This is a genomic window from Pseudonocardia sp., assembly GCF_050250275.1.
Lineage (GTDB): Bacteria > Actinomycetota > Actinomycetes > Mycobacteriales > Pseudonocardiaceae > Pseudonocardia.
Window position 1 is genome coordinate 23,637 of the sequence record NZ_JBFWOY010000028.1, and the last position, 17,664, is coordinate 41,300.

General features: G+C 73.7%; 18 protein-coding genes. 8 read left to right on the top strand and 10 right to left on the bottom strand.

Going from position 1 to position 17,664, the window contains the following annotated elements; genetic code table 11:
* Window positions 1-56 precede the first annotated feature (56 nt).
* On the top strand, window positions 57-1,019 hold the full coding sequence (locus AB7F12_RS23060; RefSeq protein ID WP_428500841.1) for an EamA family transporter: 963 nt from the start codon (window positions 57-59) through the stop codon (window positions 1,017-1,019).
* Window positions 1,020-1,060: 41 nt separating this feature from the next.
* Window positions 1,061-2,302, top strand: a complete 1,242-nt coding sequence (locus AB7F12_RS23065; RefSeq protein ID WP_428500842.1) for a winged helix-turn-helix domain-containing protein — start codon at window positions 1,061-1,063, stop codon at window positions 2,300-2,302.
* A gap of 109 nt (window positions 2,303-2,411) precedes the next feature.
* On the opposite strand, the gene AB7F12_RS23070 is transcribed toward AB7F12_RS23065, so the two are convergent.
* Window positions 2,412-3,413, bottom strand: a complete 1,002-nt coding sequence (locus tag AB7F12_RS23070) for a DUF4097 family beta strand repeat-containing protein (RefSeq protein ID WP_428500843.1) — start codon at window positions 3,411-3,413, stop codon at window positions 2,412-2,414.
* A gap of 5 nt (window positions 3,414-3,418) precedes the next feature.
* Complete coding sequence (locus tag AB7F12_RS23075; protein WP_428500844.1) at window positions 3,419-3,985, bottom strand: toxin-antitoxin system HicB family antitoxin; 567 nt, start codon at window positions 3,983-3,985, stop codon at window positions 3,419-3,421.
* A 139-nt stretch (window positions 3,986-4,124) separates the two neighbouring features.
* Here AB7F12_RS23075 and thyX point away from each other — a divergent pair, with 139 nt between their 5' ends.
* From thyX to AB7F12_RS23095, 4 genes are all read left to right on the top strand, one after another.
* Window positions 4,125-4,877 carry an FAD-dependent thymidylate synthase gene (gene thyX / locus AB7F12_RS23080; RefSeq protein WP_428500845.1) on the top strand — a complete coding sequence of 251 codons (753 nt, stop codon included), beginning with the start codon at window positions 4,125-4,127 and terminating at the stop codon, window positions 4,875-4,877.
* A gap of 261 nt (window positions 4,878-5,138) precedes the next feature.
* Window positions 5,139-5,765, top strand: a complete 627-nt coding sequence (locus tag AB7F12_RS23085) for a TIGR03085 family metal-binding protein (RefSeq protein WP_428500846.1) — start codon at window positions 5,139-5,141, stop codon at window positions 5,763-5,765.
* A gap of 80 nt (window positions 5,766-5,845) precedes the next feature.
* Complete coding sequence (dapA, locus tag AB7F12_RS23090; RefSeq protein WP_428500847.1) at window positions 5,846-6,844, top strand: 4-hydroxy-tetrahydrodipicolinate synthase; 999 nt, start codon at window positions 5,846-5,848, stop codon at window positions 6,842-6,844.
* 110 nt (window positions 6,845-6,954) lie between these two features.
* Complete coding sequence (locus tag AB7F12_RS23095; RefSeq protein WP_428500851.1) at window positions 6,955-8,622, top strand: ribonuclease J; 1,668 nt, start codon at window positions 6,955-6,957, stop codon at window positions 8,620-8,622.
* 138 nt (window positions 8,623-8,760) lie between these two features.
* On the opposite strand, the gene AB7F12_RS23100 is transcribed toward AB7F12_RS23095, so the two are convergent.
* From AB7F12_RS23100 to AB7F12_RS23115, 4 genes are read right to left on the bottom strand one after another with little or no spacing between them, the layout of a single operon-like run.
* Window positions 8,761-9,381 (bottom strand): isochorismatase family protein, encoded by a 621-nt coding sequence (locus AB7F12_RS23100; protein WP_428500848.1) that lies wholly within the window; start codon window positions 9,379-9,381, stop codon window positions 8,761-8,763.
* The gene (locus tag AB7F12_RS23105; protein ID WP_428500849.1) at window positions 9,378-11,276 is read right to left on the bottom strand and encodes a hydantoinase B/oxoprolinase family protein; all 1,899 of its coding nucleotides are present in this window, start codon (window positions 11,274-11,276) and stop codon (window positions 9,378-9,380) included. The genes AB7F12_RS23100 and AB7F12_RS23105 overlap by 4 nt, the downstream gene beginning before the upstream one ends.
* Before the next feature lie 6 nt (window positions 11,277-11,282).
* Window positions 11,283-13,328, bottom strand: coding sequence for a hydantoinase/oxoprolinase family protein (locus AB7F12_RS23110; RefSeq protein WP_428516852.1), 2,046 nt, complete (start codon window positions 13,326-13,328; stop codon window positions 11,283-11,285).
* On the bottom strand, window positions 13,325-14,026 hold the full coding sequence (locus AB7F12_RS23115; protein ID WP_428499070.1) for a GntR family transcriptional regulator: 702 nt from the start codon (window positions 14,024-14,026) through the stop codon (window positions 13,325-13,327). Before AB7F12_RS23115 ends, AB7F12_RS23110 begins: the two co-directional genes overlap by 4 nt.
* A gap of 123 nt (window positions 14,027-14,149) precedes the next feature.
* On the opposite strand from AB7F12_RS23115, the gene AB7F12_RS23120 reads away from it, so the two are divergent.
* Window positions 14,150-15,052, top strand: a complete 903-nt coding sequence (locus tag AB7F12_RS23120; protein ID WP_428499069.1) for an isocitrate lyase/PEP mutase family protein — start codon at window positions 14,150-14,152, stop codon at window positions 15,050-15,052.
* Window positions 15,053-15,142: 90 nt separating this feature from the next.
* On the opposite strand, the gene AB7F12_RS23125 is transcribed toward AB7F12_RS23120, so the two are convergent.
* From AB7F12_RS23125 to fdxA, 4 genes are read right to left on the bottom strand one after another with little or no spacing between them, the layout of a single operon-like run.
* Entirely contained in the window at window positions 15,143-15,511 is a 369-nt protein-coding gene (locus AB7F12_RS23125) for a cupin (RefSeq protein ID WP_428499068.1), read from the bottom strand.
* Window positions 15,512-15,539: 28 nt separating this feature from the next.
* Entirely contained in the window at window positions 15,540-15,965 is a 426-nt protein-coding gene (locus AB7F12_RS23130; protein ID WP_428499067.1) for a hypothetical protein, read from the bottom strand.
* On the bottom strand, window positions 15,965-16,645 hold the full coding sequence (locus tag AB7F12_RS23135) for a helix-turn-helix transcriptional regulator (protein ID WP_428499066.1): 681 nt from the start codon (window positions 16,643-16,645) through the stop codon (window positions 15,965-15,967). The genes AB7F12_RS23130 and AB7F12_RS23135 overlap by 1 nt, the downstream gene beginning before the upstream one ends.
* Window positions 16,642-16,983, bottom strand: coding sequence for a ferredoxin (gene fdxA, locus AB7F12_RS23140; protein WP_428499065.1), 342 nt, complete (start codon window positions 16,981-16,983; stop codon window positions 16,642-16,644). The genes AB7F12_RS23135 and fdxA overlap by 4 nt, the downstream gene beginning before the upstream one ends.
* 42 nt (window positions 16,984-17,025) lie before the next feature.
* On the opposite strand from fdxA, the gene AB7F12_RS23145 reads away from it, so the two are divergent.
* The gene (locus AB7F12_RS23145) at window positions 17,026-17,643 is read left to right on the top strand and encodes a DUF2249 domain-containing protein (protein ID WP_428499064.1); all 618 of its coding nucleotides are present in this window, start codon (window positions 17,026-17,028) and stop codon (window positions 17,641-17,643) included.
* The last annotated feature ends 21 nt before the right edge of the window (window positions 17,644-17,664 follow it).

Sequence of the window (17,664 nt, forward strand, 5' to 3'; positions counted from 1 at the left end):
GGGGTCACCGGTACCGGCCTCGCGCCGGACTGCTTCGCTATGGCAACGTCCGACCGGTGAGCAGCGTCGAGGCCGATCCCGCGACGGCACGGCGTGGCGACCGGCCCGGTGCCGCGTGGATCGCGATGGTCGTCGTCTACGTCGTGTGGGGATCGACCTACCTCGGCAACAAGATCGTCATCGTCCACGTCCCGCCCCTGCTCACGGGCGGTTTCCGGTTCCTCGTCGGCGGCGTCGCCATGACCGTGCTGCTGCTGGTGTGGCGCGGGCCGTCCGCTTTCCGCCTGACCCGGGCCCAGTTCCTCACGTGCGCGCTCACCGGCCTGCTGCTGCCGGCGTGGGGCAACGGGCTGGTCACGCTCGGCCAGCAGAACGTGTCGTCGGGGCTCGCGGCGCTGCTGATCGCGTCGGTACCGCTGTGGATCGTGCTGCTGCGCAGGATGACCGGCGACAAGCCCCGGCCCGCGACGTTCCTCGGCGTCGCCATCGGCATCGTCGGGCTGGCGGTGCTGCTGCTGGCCGGGTCGTCGGCGGGGTCCGCGGGCACGTCCGGCAACGCCTGGTGGGGGCCCTGGGTCGTGCTCCTCGCGGGGCTCGGCTGGGCCGTCGGCACCTTCTCGGCGACGAAGATGGCCACGCCGACCAACCCGCTCACCCTCGTCGCCGTCCAGATGACGATCGGTGGTCTGATCCTGCTGACCGTCGGGTTCGGCAAGGGGGACCGCCTCGACGTCGGCTCACTCCCGGCCGCCACCTGGTGGGCCTGGGCGTATATGGCGCTGATCGCGTCCTGCCTCGGTTTCAGCGCGTTCGCCTACACACTCGACCGCCTCCCGGTGTCGACGGTCGCCACCTACGCCTACGTCAACCCCGTCATCGCGGTGCTGCTCGGCGTCGTCGTCGCGGGGGAGCGGTTCAGCCCGCTGCAGGTCGTCGGCGGGCTGATTGTCGTCGCGGCGGTCGTGCTCGTCGTCGCCGCGGAACGCAGACCCCCCGTGGAGGCGCCGCCGCCGACCTGAGGCCGCCGGTTCCTGTCGGTGGCGGGTGGCAACATGCGGGCGTGGTCGAGAGAACACGTGAGATCGGTGCCGACGTCGCGCGCCGCACCGTGCTCGCCGCCCAGGGGTTCGCCGACGGGCGCCCCACCGGCCCGGTGACGCGGCGGCACCTGCAGCGCGTCCTCGGCCGGCTGCACCTGCTGCAGCTCGACTCGGTCAACGTGGCCGTCCGCGCGCACTACATGCCGCTGTTCGCGCGCCTCGGCGCCTACCCGCGCGAACTGGTCGACGACGCGGCCTGGTCGCACTCCTCGCGGCGCCCACGGTTGCTCGCCGAGTACTGGGCGCACGAGGCGTGCCTGCTGCCCGTCGAGGACTGGCCGCTGCTGCTCTCGGGTGCCAAACGCCGCAGCTGGTGGAGGCACTACGGCCCGCTCGTCGAACGCGAACCGCAGCTGGTCGCCGACGTGCTCGCCGCCGTCAAGGAGCTCGGCGCGGTCGGCGCGGGCACGCTGGAGAACGCGCTCCGTGGCCGGTCCACGCCGCGCCCGCCCGGTGCGACCTGGTGGGAACGGTCCGACGTCAAACGCATCTGCGAGTACCTCTTCGGCGTCGGCGAGCTCACCACCGGTACCCGCGTCCACTTCCGGCGCCTCTACGACCTGCCCGAACGCGTCCTGCCCGCAGCGGTCCTCGGCGCGCCCCCCGTGCCGGAGGACGAGGCGGCGCGCCGGCTCGTGCGCAAGGCCGTCGCCGCCCTCGGCATCGCCACCGAACCGGAGCTGCGCGACTACTACCGGCTCGGCCCCGCCCGCAACAGCCGCGCCCTCGCCGAGCTCGTCGAGGCCGGCGAGGTCGAGCGCGTCGGCGTCCGCGGCTGGAAGCGGCCCGCCTTCCGCGACCCGGCCGCGCGGGCGCCGCGGCAGGTCACCGGGCGCGCGTTGCTCTGCCCGTTCGACCCGCTGATCTGGGAACGCGCCCGCGCCGAACGCATCTTCGGGTTCCGCTACCGGATCGAGATCTACGTGCCCGAGCCCGAACGGGAGTACGGCTACTACGTCTTCCCGTTCCTGCTCGACGGGCAGCTGGTGGCGCGCGTCGACCTCAAGTCCGACCGGGCCACCGCGACGTTGCGGGTCAAGGGCGCCTTCGTCGAGGAGGGCGTCGACGAGACCCGGGTCGCCGCCGAGCTCGCCGCCGAGCTGCGGGTCATGGCCGACTGGCTGGGCCTCACCGACCTCGACGTGGGGGAGCGGGGTGGGCTGGCGCCGGCACTCGACCGGGAGGTCCGCGCCGCGCGGTGACCGCCCCCGACGGCCGCGGACGTGCGAGAACCCGGCCGCTGCTCCCCCGAGAGCGACCGGGTTCCCACCGGTGAGCCGGGTCCCCCACCCGGCGGTGTCCTCCTCGCGGTCAGACCGTGGCGGCCGCCGCGCGTGTCACCACGACGTCACCCGTCCCGGCCCGGCCGTGGATGCGCAGCGCCGGGGCCTGCTGCGGGGCCACCCCGCCGACCTCCAGCTCGCTGTGCGCCCGCCCCGTCCCCGACGACAGGTCCAGCTCGGCCGCGACACCGGAGTGCACGCCGATCCGCATGCCGCCCGACCCCGTGGTCAGGTCGAGCGACCCCGCCACCGCGTCGGCGACGCGGACCTCGCCCGAGCCGGTGCGGACACCCAGGTCGCCCGTCACCTCGCCGAGCTCGACGTCGCCGCTGCCCGACTTGACCTGGCTCGGCCCGCCCAGCGACGCGACCGTGATGCGACCCGACCCGGTCCGCACCTTCGCCCGCCCCGCGACGGGCCCCAGGTCGACGTCGCCGGACCCGGTGGTGACGTCGACGTCGCCGCCGGTCTCCTCCAGCCGGACGTCGCCGGACCCGGTGCGTACCGCGCCCCAGCCGGCCCGGCCGGTCACGGAGACGTCACCCGCGCCCGTCCGGACGGCGTGCCGCGACGCCACCGGCGCCCGCACCGTCACCGCGAGCGGGATCATCCGCAGCGGCATGTCCTGCGGGGAGCGCACCACCAGCCGGCGTGACGTCTCCGACCAGCGGATCTCGGTCGCCGCCACCGCCTGGGCGGCCAGCTCCTCGGTGCCGCCGTCGAACGGCGGCACGCCTGCGGGGAAACCGCCCTGCATCCGGTCGAACCCGCCACGGCTGGTCGCCGTGCCGATCCAGTTGACCAGGCCCGCGATGCCGTTGGTCCAGGTGTTGCCGGCCTGTGGCTCGTGCCGGACCTCGACCCACACCTGGTCGGTGTCGGACAGCTCGACCCGGACGGAACCGATGTCGACGGTCAGCTCCAGCTCGGCGGGACCGGCCGCGGGCCAGTGCTCGGCACGGCTGAGCTGCTGCGCGTCGGTCTCCGGTGCGTTCTTCGTGAGGTCGGGGGTCTCGTTCTCGTCACTCATCGTCGTCACCCCTGCACCCAGCCGCGGACGCGGCGCCCGTCGTCGGGGCGGCCGCCTCGGCCACGCCCCCCGCGATCGCCGCGGTCGCCCCGGTCCCAGCCGCCCCGGTCCCAGTTCCCGCGGCCCCAGTCGTTGCGGCCCGACAGCGCACCCTGCACCGCCTGGGCCACCCAGGAGTTGAGCGAGACGCCCTGTGCCGCCGCGGCCTGCTCGGCCTGGCCCTTGATCTGCTCGACGAGCCGCAGCGTGATGCGGCTGATGTCGCCCGCGTCGCCGCCGAGCGGCGGCATCGACGGGGCGGGCTCGGGCTCCGGCTCGTGGGCGTGGTCGTCGTCGCCGGTGACGACGACGCGCACGTCGCGGCCGTCGAGGCGCACCTCGACGACCCGGTCGCCCAGCGACGCGGTGACCTCGGCGGCCAGGTCGGACAGGGCGTTCATGACGGCCAGCCGAGCGGCCGGCTCGATCGCCGCGCCGAGCAGGGCGGCGGTGCGCCGGGTCTGCTCGTCGCCGGCGGCCGCGGCGGAGGACAGGTCCTCCCGCAGCTGCGCTACGTACTGACTGACATCCATGACACCACTATGGCGTCATCATGGCGTCACTGCAACACAATCATGACTGCAGCGACTCCTCCTGCGGCAACGTGCGGGACCGGCGGAACGTCCCCGGGGCGTCGACCGGGGTGCCGGTGGGCCCGGTTAGGCTTCCGTCATGCCGGAAATCGTGCGCCTGGGCGTCCAGCTCGTCGCGAAGACGGAGTTCCTCCCGCCGTCCGACGTCCCGTGGAGTACCGATGCCGACGGCGGGCAGGCGCTCGCCGAGTTCGCCGGACGCGCCTGCTACCAGTCGTGGGCCAAGCCCAACCCCGCCACCGCCACCAACGCGGGCTACCTGCGGCACATCCTCGAGGTCGGTCACCTGTCGGTGCTCGAGCACGGCACCGTCAGCTTCTACCTCACCGGCATCTCCCGGTCGCTCACCCACGAGCTGATCCGGCACCGCCACTTCTCCTACTCGCAGCTCTCGCAGCGCTACGTGCCCGAGCGCGACGCCGCGATGGTCGAGCCCGATGCGATCAGCGACGACCCCGAGCTGCACGCCATGTTCGAGAAGGCCGCGCAGGACGCCGTCCAGGCCTACACCGACCTGCTCGCGGGCCTGGAGAAGCGTTTCGCCGACGTCCCCAACGCCACGCTGCGACGCAAGCAGGCCCGGCAGGCCGCCCGCTCGATCCTGCCCAACGCCACCGAGACCCGCATCGTCGTCACCGGCAACTACCGCGCCTGGCGGCACTTCGTCGCCATGCGCGCCTCCGAGCACGCCGACGTCGAGATCCGCGAGCTGGCCGTCGAGTGCCTGCGCCAGCTGCAGCGCGAGGTCCCCAACGTGTTCAACGACTTCGAGATCCAGAAGCTCGACGACGGCTCCGAGATCGCCTCGAGCCCCTTCGTCACCGAGGGCTGACCGCGGCCCGGCACCGGCTCGGCCCCGGGCCGGGTCCCGTCGGCGCGCGCCCGGCCCCGCCGGTCGTCGCGAGGGTTCTCCCGTCGACGCCGGGGCTGCAGGTGCGGTGGTGACCCGGCAGACCGCGTGGCGTGTCGCAGACCCGCGCGGCGATGGGACGCTGCCCGTCGAGCCCGGAGGCAGGGGTGGCGTCGTCCATGCGGACCACCCGACATCAGCCCGGGCGGTGCGACGGGCCGTGGGCGGCTAGGTTCGGTGCTCGTGAGCCTCGCGACCACCGAACGAGCAGCATTGTGCGACGAACTGGACCGGTCGGGCCCGGACCGGCCGACGTTGTGCGAGGGCTGGACGACACGTGACCTGTTGGCGCACCTGCTGGTGCGGGAGCGGCAGCCGTGGGCGGCGCCCGGGATCCTGGTGTCGGCGCTGGCACCGATCACGGACCGGGCGATGAACGGGTACGCCGACACACCGTGGCAGGAGATGATCTCGGACCTGCGTGAGGGCCCGCCTGCGTGGTCGCCCTACCGGGTGGGGAAGGTCGACGAGTTCGCGAACGGCGCGGAGTTCTTCGTCCACCACGAGGACGTGCGCCGGGGCGAGCCGGGTTGGGAGCCGCGGCCCCCGGACGAGGCGCGCGATGCGGCGTTGTGGACGTTGCTGGGCCGGATGGGCCGGTTGCTGTTCCGGCGCAGCCCGGTGGGTGTGGTGGTGCGCGGGGCGGACGGCGCCGTGCAGGTGGTGCGGACGGGCCCCGGGATGGTGACGATCGTCGGCGAGCCGGCGGAGCTCGTGCTGCACGCGTTCGGCCGGGAGGCGTGCCGCGTCGAGCTGGAGGGTGCGGCGGCCGACCTGGACGGCTACCGGAAGTCCGGCAGGGGACTGTGAGGACGGCGCTGCTGTGACCGGCGGCGCACGGAGCCGGTCGGCGGCCCGGATCTGCACGCACGCAGGTACGGTCATGACCCATGACCCCAGCTCCGTCGCGGCCACCGGGCCGCCCGTTCGGCCAGGTGCTGACAGCCATGCTCACCCCGTTCGACTCCGACGGGGCGTTGGACCTGGGGAAAGCCGAGGAGCTGGCGTCGCACCTCGTCGACCTGGGCAACGACGGCCTGGTGGTCAACGGGACGACCGGTGAGGGACCGACCACGTCGGACGAGGAGAAGTCGGAGCTGGTCCGTGCGGTGGTGAGCGCGGTGGGCGACCGGGCGGTCGTCGTCGCGGGTGCGGGGACCTACGACACCCGGCACAGCGTGCAGCTGGCCCGGGATGCGGAGAAGGCGGGCGCGCACGGTCTCCTGGTGGTGACGCCGTACTACTCGCGGCCGCCGCAGTCGGGGCTGATCGCGCACTTCACGACGGTCGCGGACGCCACCGAGCTGCCCGTGATGCTCTACGACATCCCGCCCCGCAGCGTCATCCCGATCGAGCTGGAGACGCTGCAGAAGCTGTCGGAGCACCCGCGGATCGTGGCGGTGAAGGACGCCCGCAACGACCTGCGCGTCGGTACCGAGGTGCTGGCCACGACGACGTTGGCCTACTACTCCGGCGACGACCCGGTGAACCTGCCGTGGCTGTCGGTGGGGGCGGTGGGCTTCGTGTCGGTGATCGGACACGTGGTCGCCGACCGGTTGCGCGCGATGCTGGATGCCTACGAGGCCGGTGCCCACGACCGGGCCCGGGCGTTGCACTACGCGACGCTGCCGGTGATCCGGGCGATGGGCCGCGTCGGCGGGGTGGTGTTCGCGAAGACGGCGCTGAAGCTGCGGGGTATCGACGTCGGCGATCCGCGGCTGCCGCTGCCCCCGGCCACCGACGAGCAGGTCGCGGCGATCGTCGTCGACCTGACGGCGGCGGGGATCGCGCTCGACCCGGAGTCGGTGGGCGAGCAGAGCCACCGCGGTTACGGCGCGCTCGGCGCGCGGGCGACCGTCGATCTCGGCGCGGAGGTTGCATACCGGTGACGCGTCCTCCTGCCCGGCCCGACCGCCGGCCCGACCGCCGTTCCCGCTCGAACCGCCGCGACCGTCCGGCGCCGCCGCCGCCGGACGTGGAGAACACGGCCGAGTTGCCGATGCATCCGCCGGGCCCGCTGGCCGAGGGTGGGCTGCGGGTGTTCGCCATGGGCGGCATCAGCGAGATCGGCCGCAACATGACGGTCCTGGAGTACGGCGGGCGCCTGCTCGTCGTCGACTGCGGGGTGCTGTTCCCCGCGGAGGACTCGCCGGGTGTCGACCTGATCCTGCCGGACTTCCGCGCGATCGAGGAGCGCCTCGACGACATCGACGCGCTGGTGCTCACCCACGGCCACGAGGATCACATCGGGGCGGTGCCGTTCCTGTTGCGGCAGAAGCCGGACCTGCTGGTGGTGGGCTCGCGGTTCACGCTGGCGCTGGTGGCGGCCAAGTGCAAGGAGCACCGGCTGACGCCGCACCTGCTGGAGGTCGCGGAGGGCGCGCGGTTGCGGCACGGTCAGTGGGACTGCGAGTACTTCGCGGTGAACCACTCGATCCCCGACGCGCTGGCCGTCGCGGTGCGCACGCCCGCGGGGCTGTTGCTGCACACCGGCGACATCAAGCTCGACCAGCTGCCGCTGGACAACCGGCTGACCGACCTGGCGGGGTTCTCCCGGCTGGGCGACGAGGGTGTCGACATGTTCCTGGTCGACTCCACGAACGCCGACGTCCCCGGGTTCGTGACGCCCGAGCGCGAGATCGGCCCGGTGATCGAGGGCGTCTTCCACCAGGCGTCGTCGCGGATCATCGTGGCGTGCTTCGCCTCGCACGTGCACCGGGTGCAGCAGGTGCTGGATGCGGCGGCCAAGCACGGGCGCCGGGTGTGCCTGGTGGGCCGGTCGATGGTGCGCAACATGGGCATCGCGGGTGAGCTCGACCTGCTGGAGGTGCCCGACGGTCTGCTGGTCGATCTCGACGACGCGATGCAGCTGCCCGACGACCAGCTCGTGCTGGTGTCCACGGGATCGCAGGGGGAGCCGCTGTCGGCGTTGTCGCGCATGGCGCGCGGTGACCACCGCTCGGTGCGCATCCGCCCCGAGGACACGATCATTCTGGCCAGCTCGCTGATCCCGGGCAACGAGACCGCCGTCTTCGGGGTGATCAACGGCCTGACCCGCCTGGGTGCGACGGTGATCCATCAGGGCAACGCGAAGGTGCACGTGTCGGGGCACTCCCCGGCCGGTGAGCTGCTGTTCCTCTACAACGCGGTGCGTCCGTCGAACGTCATGCCGGTGCACGGCGAGTGGCGGCACCTGCGGGCGAACCGCCGGCTCGCGGTGCAGACGGGGGTGCCGGAGGACCGCGTGGTGCTGGCCGAGAACGGGGTCGTCGTCGACCTGGTCGACGGCATCGCCTCCATCGCGGGCCGTGTCGAGGTGGGCCGGGTGTACGTCGACGGGTTGTCGGTCGGCGACATCGGCGAGTCCACGTTGTCGGATCGGCTGACCCTGGGCGAGGGTGGGTTCATCCAGATCAGCATCGCCGTCGACGCGCGCACGGGCCGGGCGGTGGCGCCGCCGACCGTGTCGGGCCGCGGGTTCTCCGACGACCCGAAGGCGCTCGACGTGGTGTTGCCGTTGATCGAGGACGAGCTGTCGCGCACCGAGAACGAGGGCATCACCGACCCGCACCGGATCGCGCAGGCGGTGCGCCGGGTCGTCGGCAAGTGGGTGGGCGAGACGTACCGCCGCCGCCCGATGATCGTGCCGACGGTCATCGCGGTGTGACGTGGTCGGTGTGACGTGGTCGGTCTCCCGCGCCGAGCGGTGACCGGCCGACCGGGCACACCCCGCCGTTGTCGCCCCGGGAGGTCGTGAGACCGCCCGGGGCGACGCGCGCGGGTCGGCCCGGGGCCGCCGGTCCGCTCAGCGGCCGCGCAGCCGCGCCACCGCCTCGGCGACCTCGACGACGTCGGCGTACTTCGCGTCGAGGTCGGCGAGGTTCGCCGCGTGCAGGGCCGCGGTGCGGTCGGCGCACGCCGCGCCGACCACCATCGGGGCGAACCCGTGGGTGAGCGCGTCGGTGGCCGTGGCCCGCACACACCCCGACGTCGACACGCCGCACACCACGACGGTGTCGGCGCGACGGGCGTGCAGGGTCGCCGCCGCCGAGGTGCCGGCGAACGCCGACGCGTACTGCTTCGTCACGACCACCTCGCCCGCCGCGGGCGACAGCGGCGCGGCGATCGCGCCCCAGTCGCCGTCGGCGCCGTCGGCGAACGCGGCGAGCGCGGGCACCTTGCGCACGAACAGGCCGCCGTCGGACAGGTCCGCGGCGTAGCGCACCTGCGTCCACACCACCGGCCGCCCGCCGGTGCGCGCCGCCTCGACCAGCTCGGCACACGCCGCCAGCGCCGGACCGGGCTCCGGCAGCGCGAACGGGCCGTCGGCCTCGGTGTAGGCCCGGACCATGTCGACGACGACCAGCGCCGGCGAGGTGCCCCAGCCGACCCGGCCGGAGAACGCGGTGCCGTGCGGCCCGGTCACGCCCGCGCGTCCGCCGTCGCCCACTGCGGACGCTTCGGCGCCGGGAGCCCGGTCTCGGCCTCGCAGCGCTCCAGCAGCTCCTCGATGGGCGGGCCCATGTCGAAGACCGGCAGCTCCGCAGGCCGACCCGCGCGCAGCTCGTCGCGCAGGGTGGCGGTCGCGGCGGCGTCGACGGTCCCGTCGTCGGCGAGCACGACGCCGTAGCGGCGCGCACCGGTAGCGGTCACCAGCCCGCGGCGCACCTCCAGCGCCACCAGCGCGGGGTCGCGCTCCAGCGGGTCGCCCCATCCGCCGCCGCCCCAGGTGACGAAGTGCAGCACGTCGCCGGGGAACACCGGGACGTCGTGGACCTTCGAGGGCAGCACCTCGCGGGTGCCGTCGGCGCGGTCGATCCACTTGGTGCCGCGGGCGCCGGGGGTGCCGCCGTTGACCCCCCACGGGTAGGTGAGCCAGCGGTCGTCGTGGATGGCGATGGTGCCGGGCTCGGCGAACGCGTAGGCGACGTCGACGCCGTTGCCGCCGCGGTGCAGCCCGGCGCCGCCGGTGTCGGCGACGGTCTCCCAGCGCTCGATCCGCAGCGGGTAGTAGGACTCCAGGTACTCGCACGGGATGTTGACGAAGCTGGGCCACAGCGAGTGGCCGTCGGGGCCGTCGCCGAGGGGGCGGCCGGGGATGCCACCGAAACCGATGGAGTACAGCTGGAACCACTCGCCGGCGCGCTCGCCCGTCGAGTAGTGCCCCGAGTACATGAAGTGCGGCGACGAGGAGAAGCCCGCGGCGTTGAGCAGCGCCGGGTTGGTCTGTCCGAGCAGGCCGCCGAACAGGTCGAACACCCGGCCGATGCCGTGGTTGCGGCCGTTGAGCGAGGCCGGGTGCTTGGGCTTCCAGTACGAGCCGTCGGGGATGGTGACGTCGACGAGCGGGTAGAAGCCGTCGTTCCACAGGATCTGCGGGTCGGCGACCGTGATCATGTAGATGCCGAAGAACATCCGGGTGAGGTTCTCGTTGATGTAGTAGTTCACCGGGCCCGCGGCCTGCGGGCTGGACCCGGTGAAGTCCAGGTGCACCTTGTCCCCGTGGCGGGTCAGCGAGAGCGTGAGCTCGTAGGGGCCGTAGCCGACGCCGTCGTCGCAGATGTAGTCGGTGAACGACAGCGTCCGGCCCTCCTCGAACACCGTGGCCAGCAGCACCTTCATGGCGTCGTAGTTGCGCTGCAGCAGGGCGTCGAGCGCCGACAGGTAGACCGCGGTCCCGAACCGCTCGCACATCTCGACGACGCGGCGGCTCGCGGTGCGGCAGGCCGCGACGAGGCCGTTGAGGTCGGCGCGGTTCCAGTCGGGCATGCGGACCTGGTTGAGGATGATCCGCAGCGCGTCCTCGTTGAGGACGCCCTTCGAGTACAGCTTGAAGGGCGGGATGACCACGCCCTCCTCGTAGATGGTGCGGGCGTCGGTGGGCATCGAGCACGGTGTCTTGCCGCCGACGTCGGACATGTGCCCGAACATCGAGGCCCAGCCCACGACGCGCCCCTCGTGGAAGACCGGCGTCACCACCAGCCAGTCGTTGGCGTGGCTGATCGCCGCGCCGCACGCGTACGGGTCGGAGGTGAGCAGGACGTCGCCCTCCTCGACGGTGTCGTCGAACCCGTCGAGGAAGTCGGGGATGGACAGGCCGAACTGGCCGACGACCATCTTGCCGCTGGGGTCGGCGATCAGCGGGAACTCGTCGTGCTGTTCGCGGATGCCCGGGGACAGGGCGGTGCGGAACAGCACCTCGTCCATCTCGTAGCGGGCGTTGCGCAGGCCGTTCTCGATCAGGTCGAGCGTGATCGGGTCGACGGCGTCGGCGGGGATCTTCTCGACGGTGCCGGTGGCGGTCTCGACGATGCGTGCCATGTGTGCTCAGCCCTCTCGCACGGGGTTGATCAAGAGGCTGCCCGAGGGGTGCACGGTGGCGTCGTGGCCGGGCAGCACGAGGGTGGTGGAGTCCATCTCGGTGACGATCGCGGGCCCGCTGACGACGTGGCCTGCCCGCAGCGTGGCCCGGTCGTAGACGTGGGCGTCGACGGTCGCGCCGGAGATGTGGATCGGGTGGGTGTCGATCGGTGTGGGTGGGCCGTCGGCCGCCGCCAGCTCGGTCGCGGCGACGCCGGGGCGCGGACCCGAGACCGTGGCGCGCGCGTTGACGAGCTCGTGGTCGGTGGTGAGCAGGAAGGAGAACAGCCGCTGGTGCTCGGCGTCGAACGCCGTGGCCAGGGCGGTGAGCGCGTCGTCGCCGAGGTCGGTGACCTCGACCGGGATCTCGAAACCCTGGCCGTGGTAGCGCACGTCCACCTGGTAGGCGACGGTCTGGTCGGCATCGGGCACGCCCTGCTCGGCGAGCCGTTTCCCGGCCTCGCCACCCAGCTCGCGCAGGATCGCGGCGAGGTCGGCGGCGGTGAGGTCGCCGAAGCGGCGCAGGACGGTGCGGGCCGACTCGCTGCGCGCGGACGTCGTGGCGTCGCCGAGCGCGCACAGCACGCCCGGTGACGGCGGCACGATCACCGGCCAGGCCCCGGTGAGCTTGCCCAGCGCGTTGGCGTGCAACGGGCCGGCGCCGCCGAACGCGACGAGCGCGAAGTCGCGCGGGTCGAAGCCCTGCTGCACGGAGACCAGCCGCAGACCGCCGAGCATGTTCTCGTTGACGATGTCGACGATGCCCGCGGCGGCGGCCTCCACCGACAGGCCCATGGCGTCGGCGACGGTGCCGACGGCGGTGCGGGCGGCGTCGACGTCGAGGGTGATCTCGCCCCCGGCCAGCGTGGCGGGCAGGTAGCCGAGGACGACGTTGGCGTCGGTGACGGTGGGCTCGGTGCCGCCCTTGCCGTAGGCGGCCGGGCCGGGCGCGGCGCCGGCGGACTGCGGGCCGACCCGCAGCGCCCTGGTCAGCTGCGGGACGTGGGCGATGGAGCCGCCGCCCGCGCCGACCGTGCGCACGTCGACGCTGGACGCGCGGACGGTGAGGTCGCCGACCTTGGTCTCGCGGCCGATCCGCGGCGCGAGCCCCTGGACGAGCGCGACGTCGGTCGACGTGCCGCCCATGTCGAAGGTGATGAGGTCGGAGTAGCCGCACTGCTCGGCGACCCACACCGCACCGGTGACCCCGCCCGCCGGTCCGGACAGCAGCATGGTGACCGGTGAGGACTCGGCGGCCTCGGCCGAGGAGAGCCCGCCGTCGCTGCGCAGGATGGCCAGCTCGCCGGCCACGCCGCCCTCGCGCAGCTTGCCCGAGAGTGTCTCGACGTAGCGCTTGACCTGCGGCTGGACGTAGCCGTTGGCGACCGTGGTGACGGTGCGCTCGTACTCGCGCAGCTCGGGCAGCACGTCGCTGGACAGCGACACCGGCACGCCCGGCAGCACCTCGGCCGCGATCTCGGCGATCCGGCGCTCGTGCGTGGGGTCGGCGAAGGAGTTGATCAGCGAGACGGCCAGGGCCTCGATCCCGTTGCCCCGCAACGAGGCGAGCCGGGCGCGGACGTCGTCCTCGTCGAGGGGGCGGACGACCGAGCCATCGCTGGCGACGCGCTCGTCGACCTCGACGGTGTTCTCCAGGGCGGCCAGCGGCTCCGGCTTGGGCCAGATGATCCAGCCGGCGAGCCCGCCGGGCACGTACGAGCGGGCGATCTGCAGGACCTGGCGGAACCCGCGTGTGGTGACGAGCCCGACGGTCGCGCCCTTGCCCTCCAGGATCGCGTTCGTCGCGACGGTCGTCCCGTGCAGCACCTGGCCGACGTCGGCCAGTGCGATGCCGGCCTCGGCGCACACCTTGCCGATCCCGTTCAGCACGCCGACGGCCTGGTCGGACGGGGTGGAGGCGGTCTTGGCCCGCCAGGTCGTGCCACTGAGCTCGTCGACGAGCAGCACGTCGGTGAACGTGCCCCCGACGTCGACCCCGAGTCGGTAGGTCATCGCGTGTCCTCCTGTGGTTGTCGGGCGGCGTGTGCGGCGACGTCCCGGGCGGCGCGCACCATGACGGCCCGGGCGTTGCGGATGTGGGCGGCCATGATCGACTCGGCCCAGTCGGGGTCCTCGGCGCGCATGGCGGCGACGATCTCGAGGTGGTGGCCGAGGCTGCGACGCAGCGACGCGGCGTCGTAGGTGTGGAAGTTGCGCAGCACGATCGGTGAGCGCACGGCCCCGGCCAGGGCGACGGCGAGCGCGGGTGCGGCGGCGATCGTCACCAGCTGCTCGTGGAAGTCGCGGTTGAGCGGGACGAGCGAGTCGAGGTCCTGGCCGGGCCCGGGGGAGCCGACGACGACCATCCGGTCGGCCATCGCGGCGAGGTCGTCGATCTCGGCCGTCGTGGCCGCGGCTGCCGCCAGGTTGGTGAGCCGCGGCTCGATGGTGAACCGCAGGTTGAACACGTCGGCCAGCTCCTCGGCGGTCCAGCTGGTGACCCGCGAGCCGCGGTTGGGCGTGGTCTCGACGAGGCCCTCGGCGGCCAGTCGCGACAGTGCCTCACGGATCGGCGTGCGGCTCACCCCGAGGCGTTCGGCGAGCTCGGCCTCGCCGAGGCGGTCGCCGGGGGCGAAGTCCCCACGCAGGATCAGCTCGCGCACCGCCGCGGCGGCGCGACCTGCCGATGTGGATGTGCCGGCGCGGCCCACAGTTCCCCTCTCGTCGCCAGATTGTGTGCAAGGTATGGCTTGCGAGGGTCCTTGTCTACGGTCTGTTGCCTGTAATGCATGCAAGAATGGGTCCGGCTCTGCCACCGACCCCGAGGAGACACCGTGTCCGCTCCCGACCCGGCCGGTCCGCCGCGGCCCGCAGCCCGGCTCCGCGCCCTGCTGGCCGCAACCCGCACCGACGGCCCCCTCGTCGTGCCCGGCGCCTACGACGCCCTGTCCGCGCGGCTCGTCGGCCAGGCCGGCTTCGACGCCGTCTACATGACGGGGTTCGGCACGTCCGCCGCGCTGCTGGGCGGACCCGACGTCGGCCTGCTCACGGGAACCGAGATGGTCGACAACGCCCGGCGGATCGCCGCGGCCGTCGACGTCCCGGTGATCGCCGACGCCGACACCGGCTACGGCAACGCGCTCAACGTGCACCGCACCGTCACGCTCTACGAGCAGGCGGGTGTCGCGGGAATCCAGCTCGAGGACCAGGTGACACCCAAGAGGTGTGGGCACATGAGCGGCAAGCAGGTCGTGCCGTTGCCGGAGATGCTCGGCAAGCTCCGCGCCGCCGTCGACGCCCGCCGCGATCCCGACACGGTGATCATCGCCCGCACCGACGCGGTCGCCGTCGACGGTGTCGACGCGGCGATCGAGCGCGCGCACGCGTTCCGGGAGGCGGGCGCGGACCTGCTGTTCGTCGAGGCGCCGACGACCGAGGGCGACATCGAGCGGATCGCGTCCGCGCTCAGCGGGACGGCCCCGCTGCTGTTCAACTGGGCCGAGGGCGGCCGGACCCCGCCGCTAGGGCTGGACCGCATCGCCGAGCTCGGCTTCTCCGTCGTGCTCTGCCCGATCGGCACGCTGCTCGCGGCGACGGCCGGCATCCGTGCGCTGCTGGCGACCCTGCGCCGGGACGGCACGCCGGTCGACGCGCTGGCCGGGCTCCCCACGTTCGACGAGTTCACCGACCTCGTCGGCCTGCCCGAGGTCCGGGCGGCCGAGCAGCGTTACGCCTGAGCCGGCCCGTCGCGCCGGGGCGGGGTCAGGGGCGGCGGGTCCCGCGGCGGCGCCGGGCGCGGGGTGCCGGCGGCCGCCGGCTGCGGCGGCTCAGGTGCCGCGGACGGCGACGGTCAGCAGCACCACCGAGTCCTCGACGGCCAGCAGGTCGTGCCGCTCGGCCGGGACGACGAGCAGGTCGCCCGCCGCGGCGCCGACGGCGCCGGCAGGGCTGCGGAGCTCGACCCGGCCGCGCAGCACGTGCAGGGTCGCCTCGCCGGGGCTGTCGTGCTCGGCGAGGCCCTGACCTGCGGCGAGGGCGAGCAGCGACTGGCGCAGCGTGGCCCCGTGCCCGCCGACCACGGTGTGGGCGCTGCGCCCGCTCGACGCCGCCCGGGCCGCGTCGAGGTGGGTGTCGGTCAGCGCGCCGAGGGCGACGGGTCCGGGGGTGTCGGCGGTGCGGGGCTCGGGGGTGTGCACGGTGTCCTCCGGGTGCTGGTCGGGACGGTCAGGTGGTGAACAGTGCGACGCCGGTGACCACCAGGGCGGCGACCTTGACGATCTCCAGCGCGACGTAGCCGAGGTGCCCGCGCGACCGCGGCGCCTCACCGCCGGCGAGCACGGCGTCCGACCGGCGCGTCAGGCGCGGCCGGACGACGCCGAGCTGTGCGAGCAGCGCGACGATCGCGACCGCGCCCGCGACGACGGCCGTGGCCGGCGGCGCACCGAGCGCGGCGACCACGACGAGGGCCAGTGCCAGGACGATCTCGACCGTGTTGAGCGCGCGGAACACGAGGCGGCCGATCCCGAGGCCGATGCGGACGGTGACGTCGGGGGCGCGGAACTTCAGCGGCGCCTCGAGGAACGAGATCGCCAGCACCATGCCGAGCCAGACGAAGGTCACCGCGACGGCGACGGCGGGTCCTGCGGGCATCAGCGGACGTCCTCTCGGTGGTCGCTCCCGGTACCGGACGGGGAGCCGGTCAGGTGGGCCAGGCAGAGGTCGGGGCCGGCGAACGGTTCGAGCCGCTCGACGGAGACGGGGGCGGCGAGCGTGGTCATCGCTCCCTGCATGAGCCCGAGGTGCAGGGAGCAGACGACCTGCGCGTCGGTGGTCGCGAGCTCCAGGAACGGGCAGTGCCGCAGGGCGACCCGGCCGTCGTCGGGGCCGGGGGCGGGCCACTGCGGGGCGAAGCCCAGCTCGTCGAGCAGGGACACGAGCGCGCGCACCCCGTCGGGACCGGACCGGGCCGGGGGCCCGTCGGCCAGCCGGGCCCCCCAGGCGCGCCCGGCGGTGACCGCGGCGGCGGCGGGGTCGGGTCCGGTGGCGAGGCTCCCGACGAGCGCTGCGGCGAGCAGCCGGTAGTTGCGCGGACCGGCCGGGTCCATCCCGGGACGGGCCCGGAAGAGCAGGGGCGGGCGGCCCGGGCCGGCCGGGGCGATCGGCGCGCGTTCGGCCCGTCCGGCGTCGACGAGCGTGTCGAGGTGGAACCGGACCGTGTTCGGGTGGACGCCCAGCCGGGTGGCGATGTCGGCGACGCCCAGCGGCTCGGGCGAGTCGCGCAGGACGCCGAGGACGTCCTCGCGGCGGCCGGGACCGCGCTCGCCGTTCACGTGGTGCGCGGCCGGCCGGCCACCAGCGGGGTGTCGACGCCGACGGGACCGAGCTTCGCCGCCCCGCCCGGGCTGCCGAGTGGGGCGTCCCGGCCGGGCAGGGGCTGGGCGAAGAACCGGGCGTTGTCGGCCTGGTGCTCCTGCAGGGACTCAGGGAGGTCGTCCTCGTAGTAGATCGCCTCGACCGGGCAGACCGGCTCGCAGGCGCCGCAGTCGACGCACTCGTCGGGATGGATGTAGAGGGCGCGCCCGCCCTCGTAGATGCAGTCGACCGGGCACTCGTCCACGCAGGCCCGGTCGAGGACGTCGACGCAGGGGAGTCCGATCACGTAGGCCATGCCACCTAGTTTACACAATCCGGTCTTGTATAAACTAGGCCCATGACCGCGACCGAGCTCGACGTCCGCCCGCTCCGCAAGCCCGACAAGCACCCGACGATCTTCCGGACCTACGACGCACTCGCCGTCGGCGAGTCGTTCGTCCTGGTCAACAACCACGATCCGAAGCACCTGCGCGACGAGTTCGACGCCGACCTGCCCGGTGGCCACGGCTGGGAGTACGTCGAGCGCGGCCCGGTCTGGAAGGTCCGGATCAGCAAGCTCGCCGCCACCCCGTTGCCGCGCATCGTCGGTGACCTCGCCGGCGGGAGCCGGGACGCCGATGCCGCGGGGGTCGAGTGGAAGCTGGCGATGCGCGAGCGCGACCTGGACTCCAACATCGTCCGGCTCGCACCCGACGCCGAGATCGGCGAGCACGCCGGTCCCGACCTCGACGTCCTGCTCGTCGTCCTCGACGGCAGCGGGCTGCTCGTCACCGAACGCGGCGACCTCCTCCTGGAGGCCGGCGCGATGGTGTGGCTGCCCCGTCGGTCGCGCCGCCGGTTCCGGGCGGGAACCGACGGGCTGCGCTACCTGACCGTGCACGGCAGGCGGCAGGCGCTCGTGCTCGACCCCGCGCCGCCGCGGGTGGGCTCGGAGGCGGCACCGGCCCGTCCGTGACCGGGATTGCAGCCGCCCCGC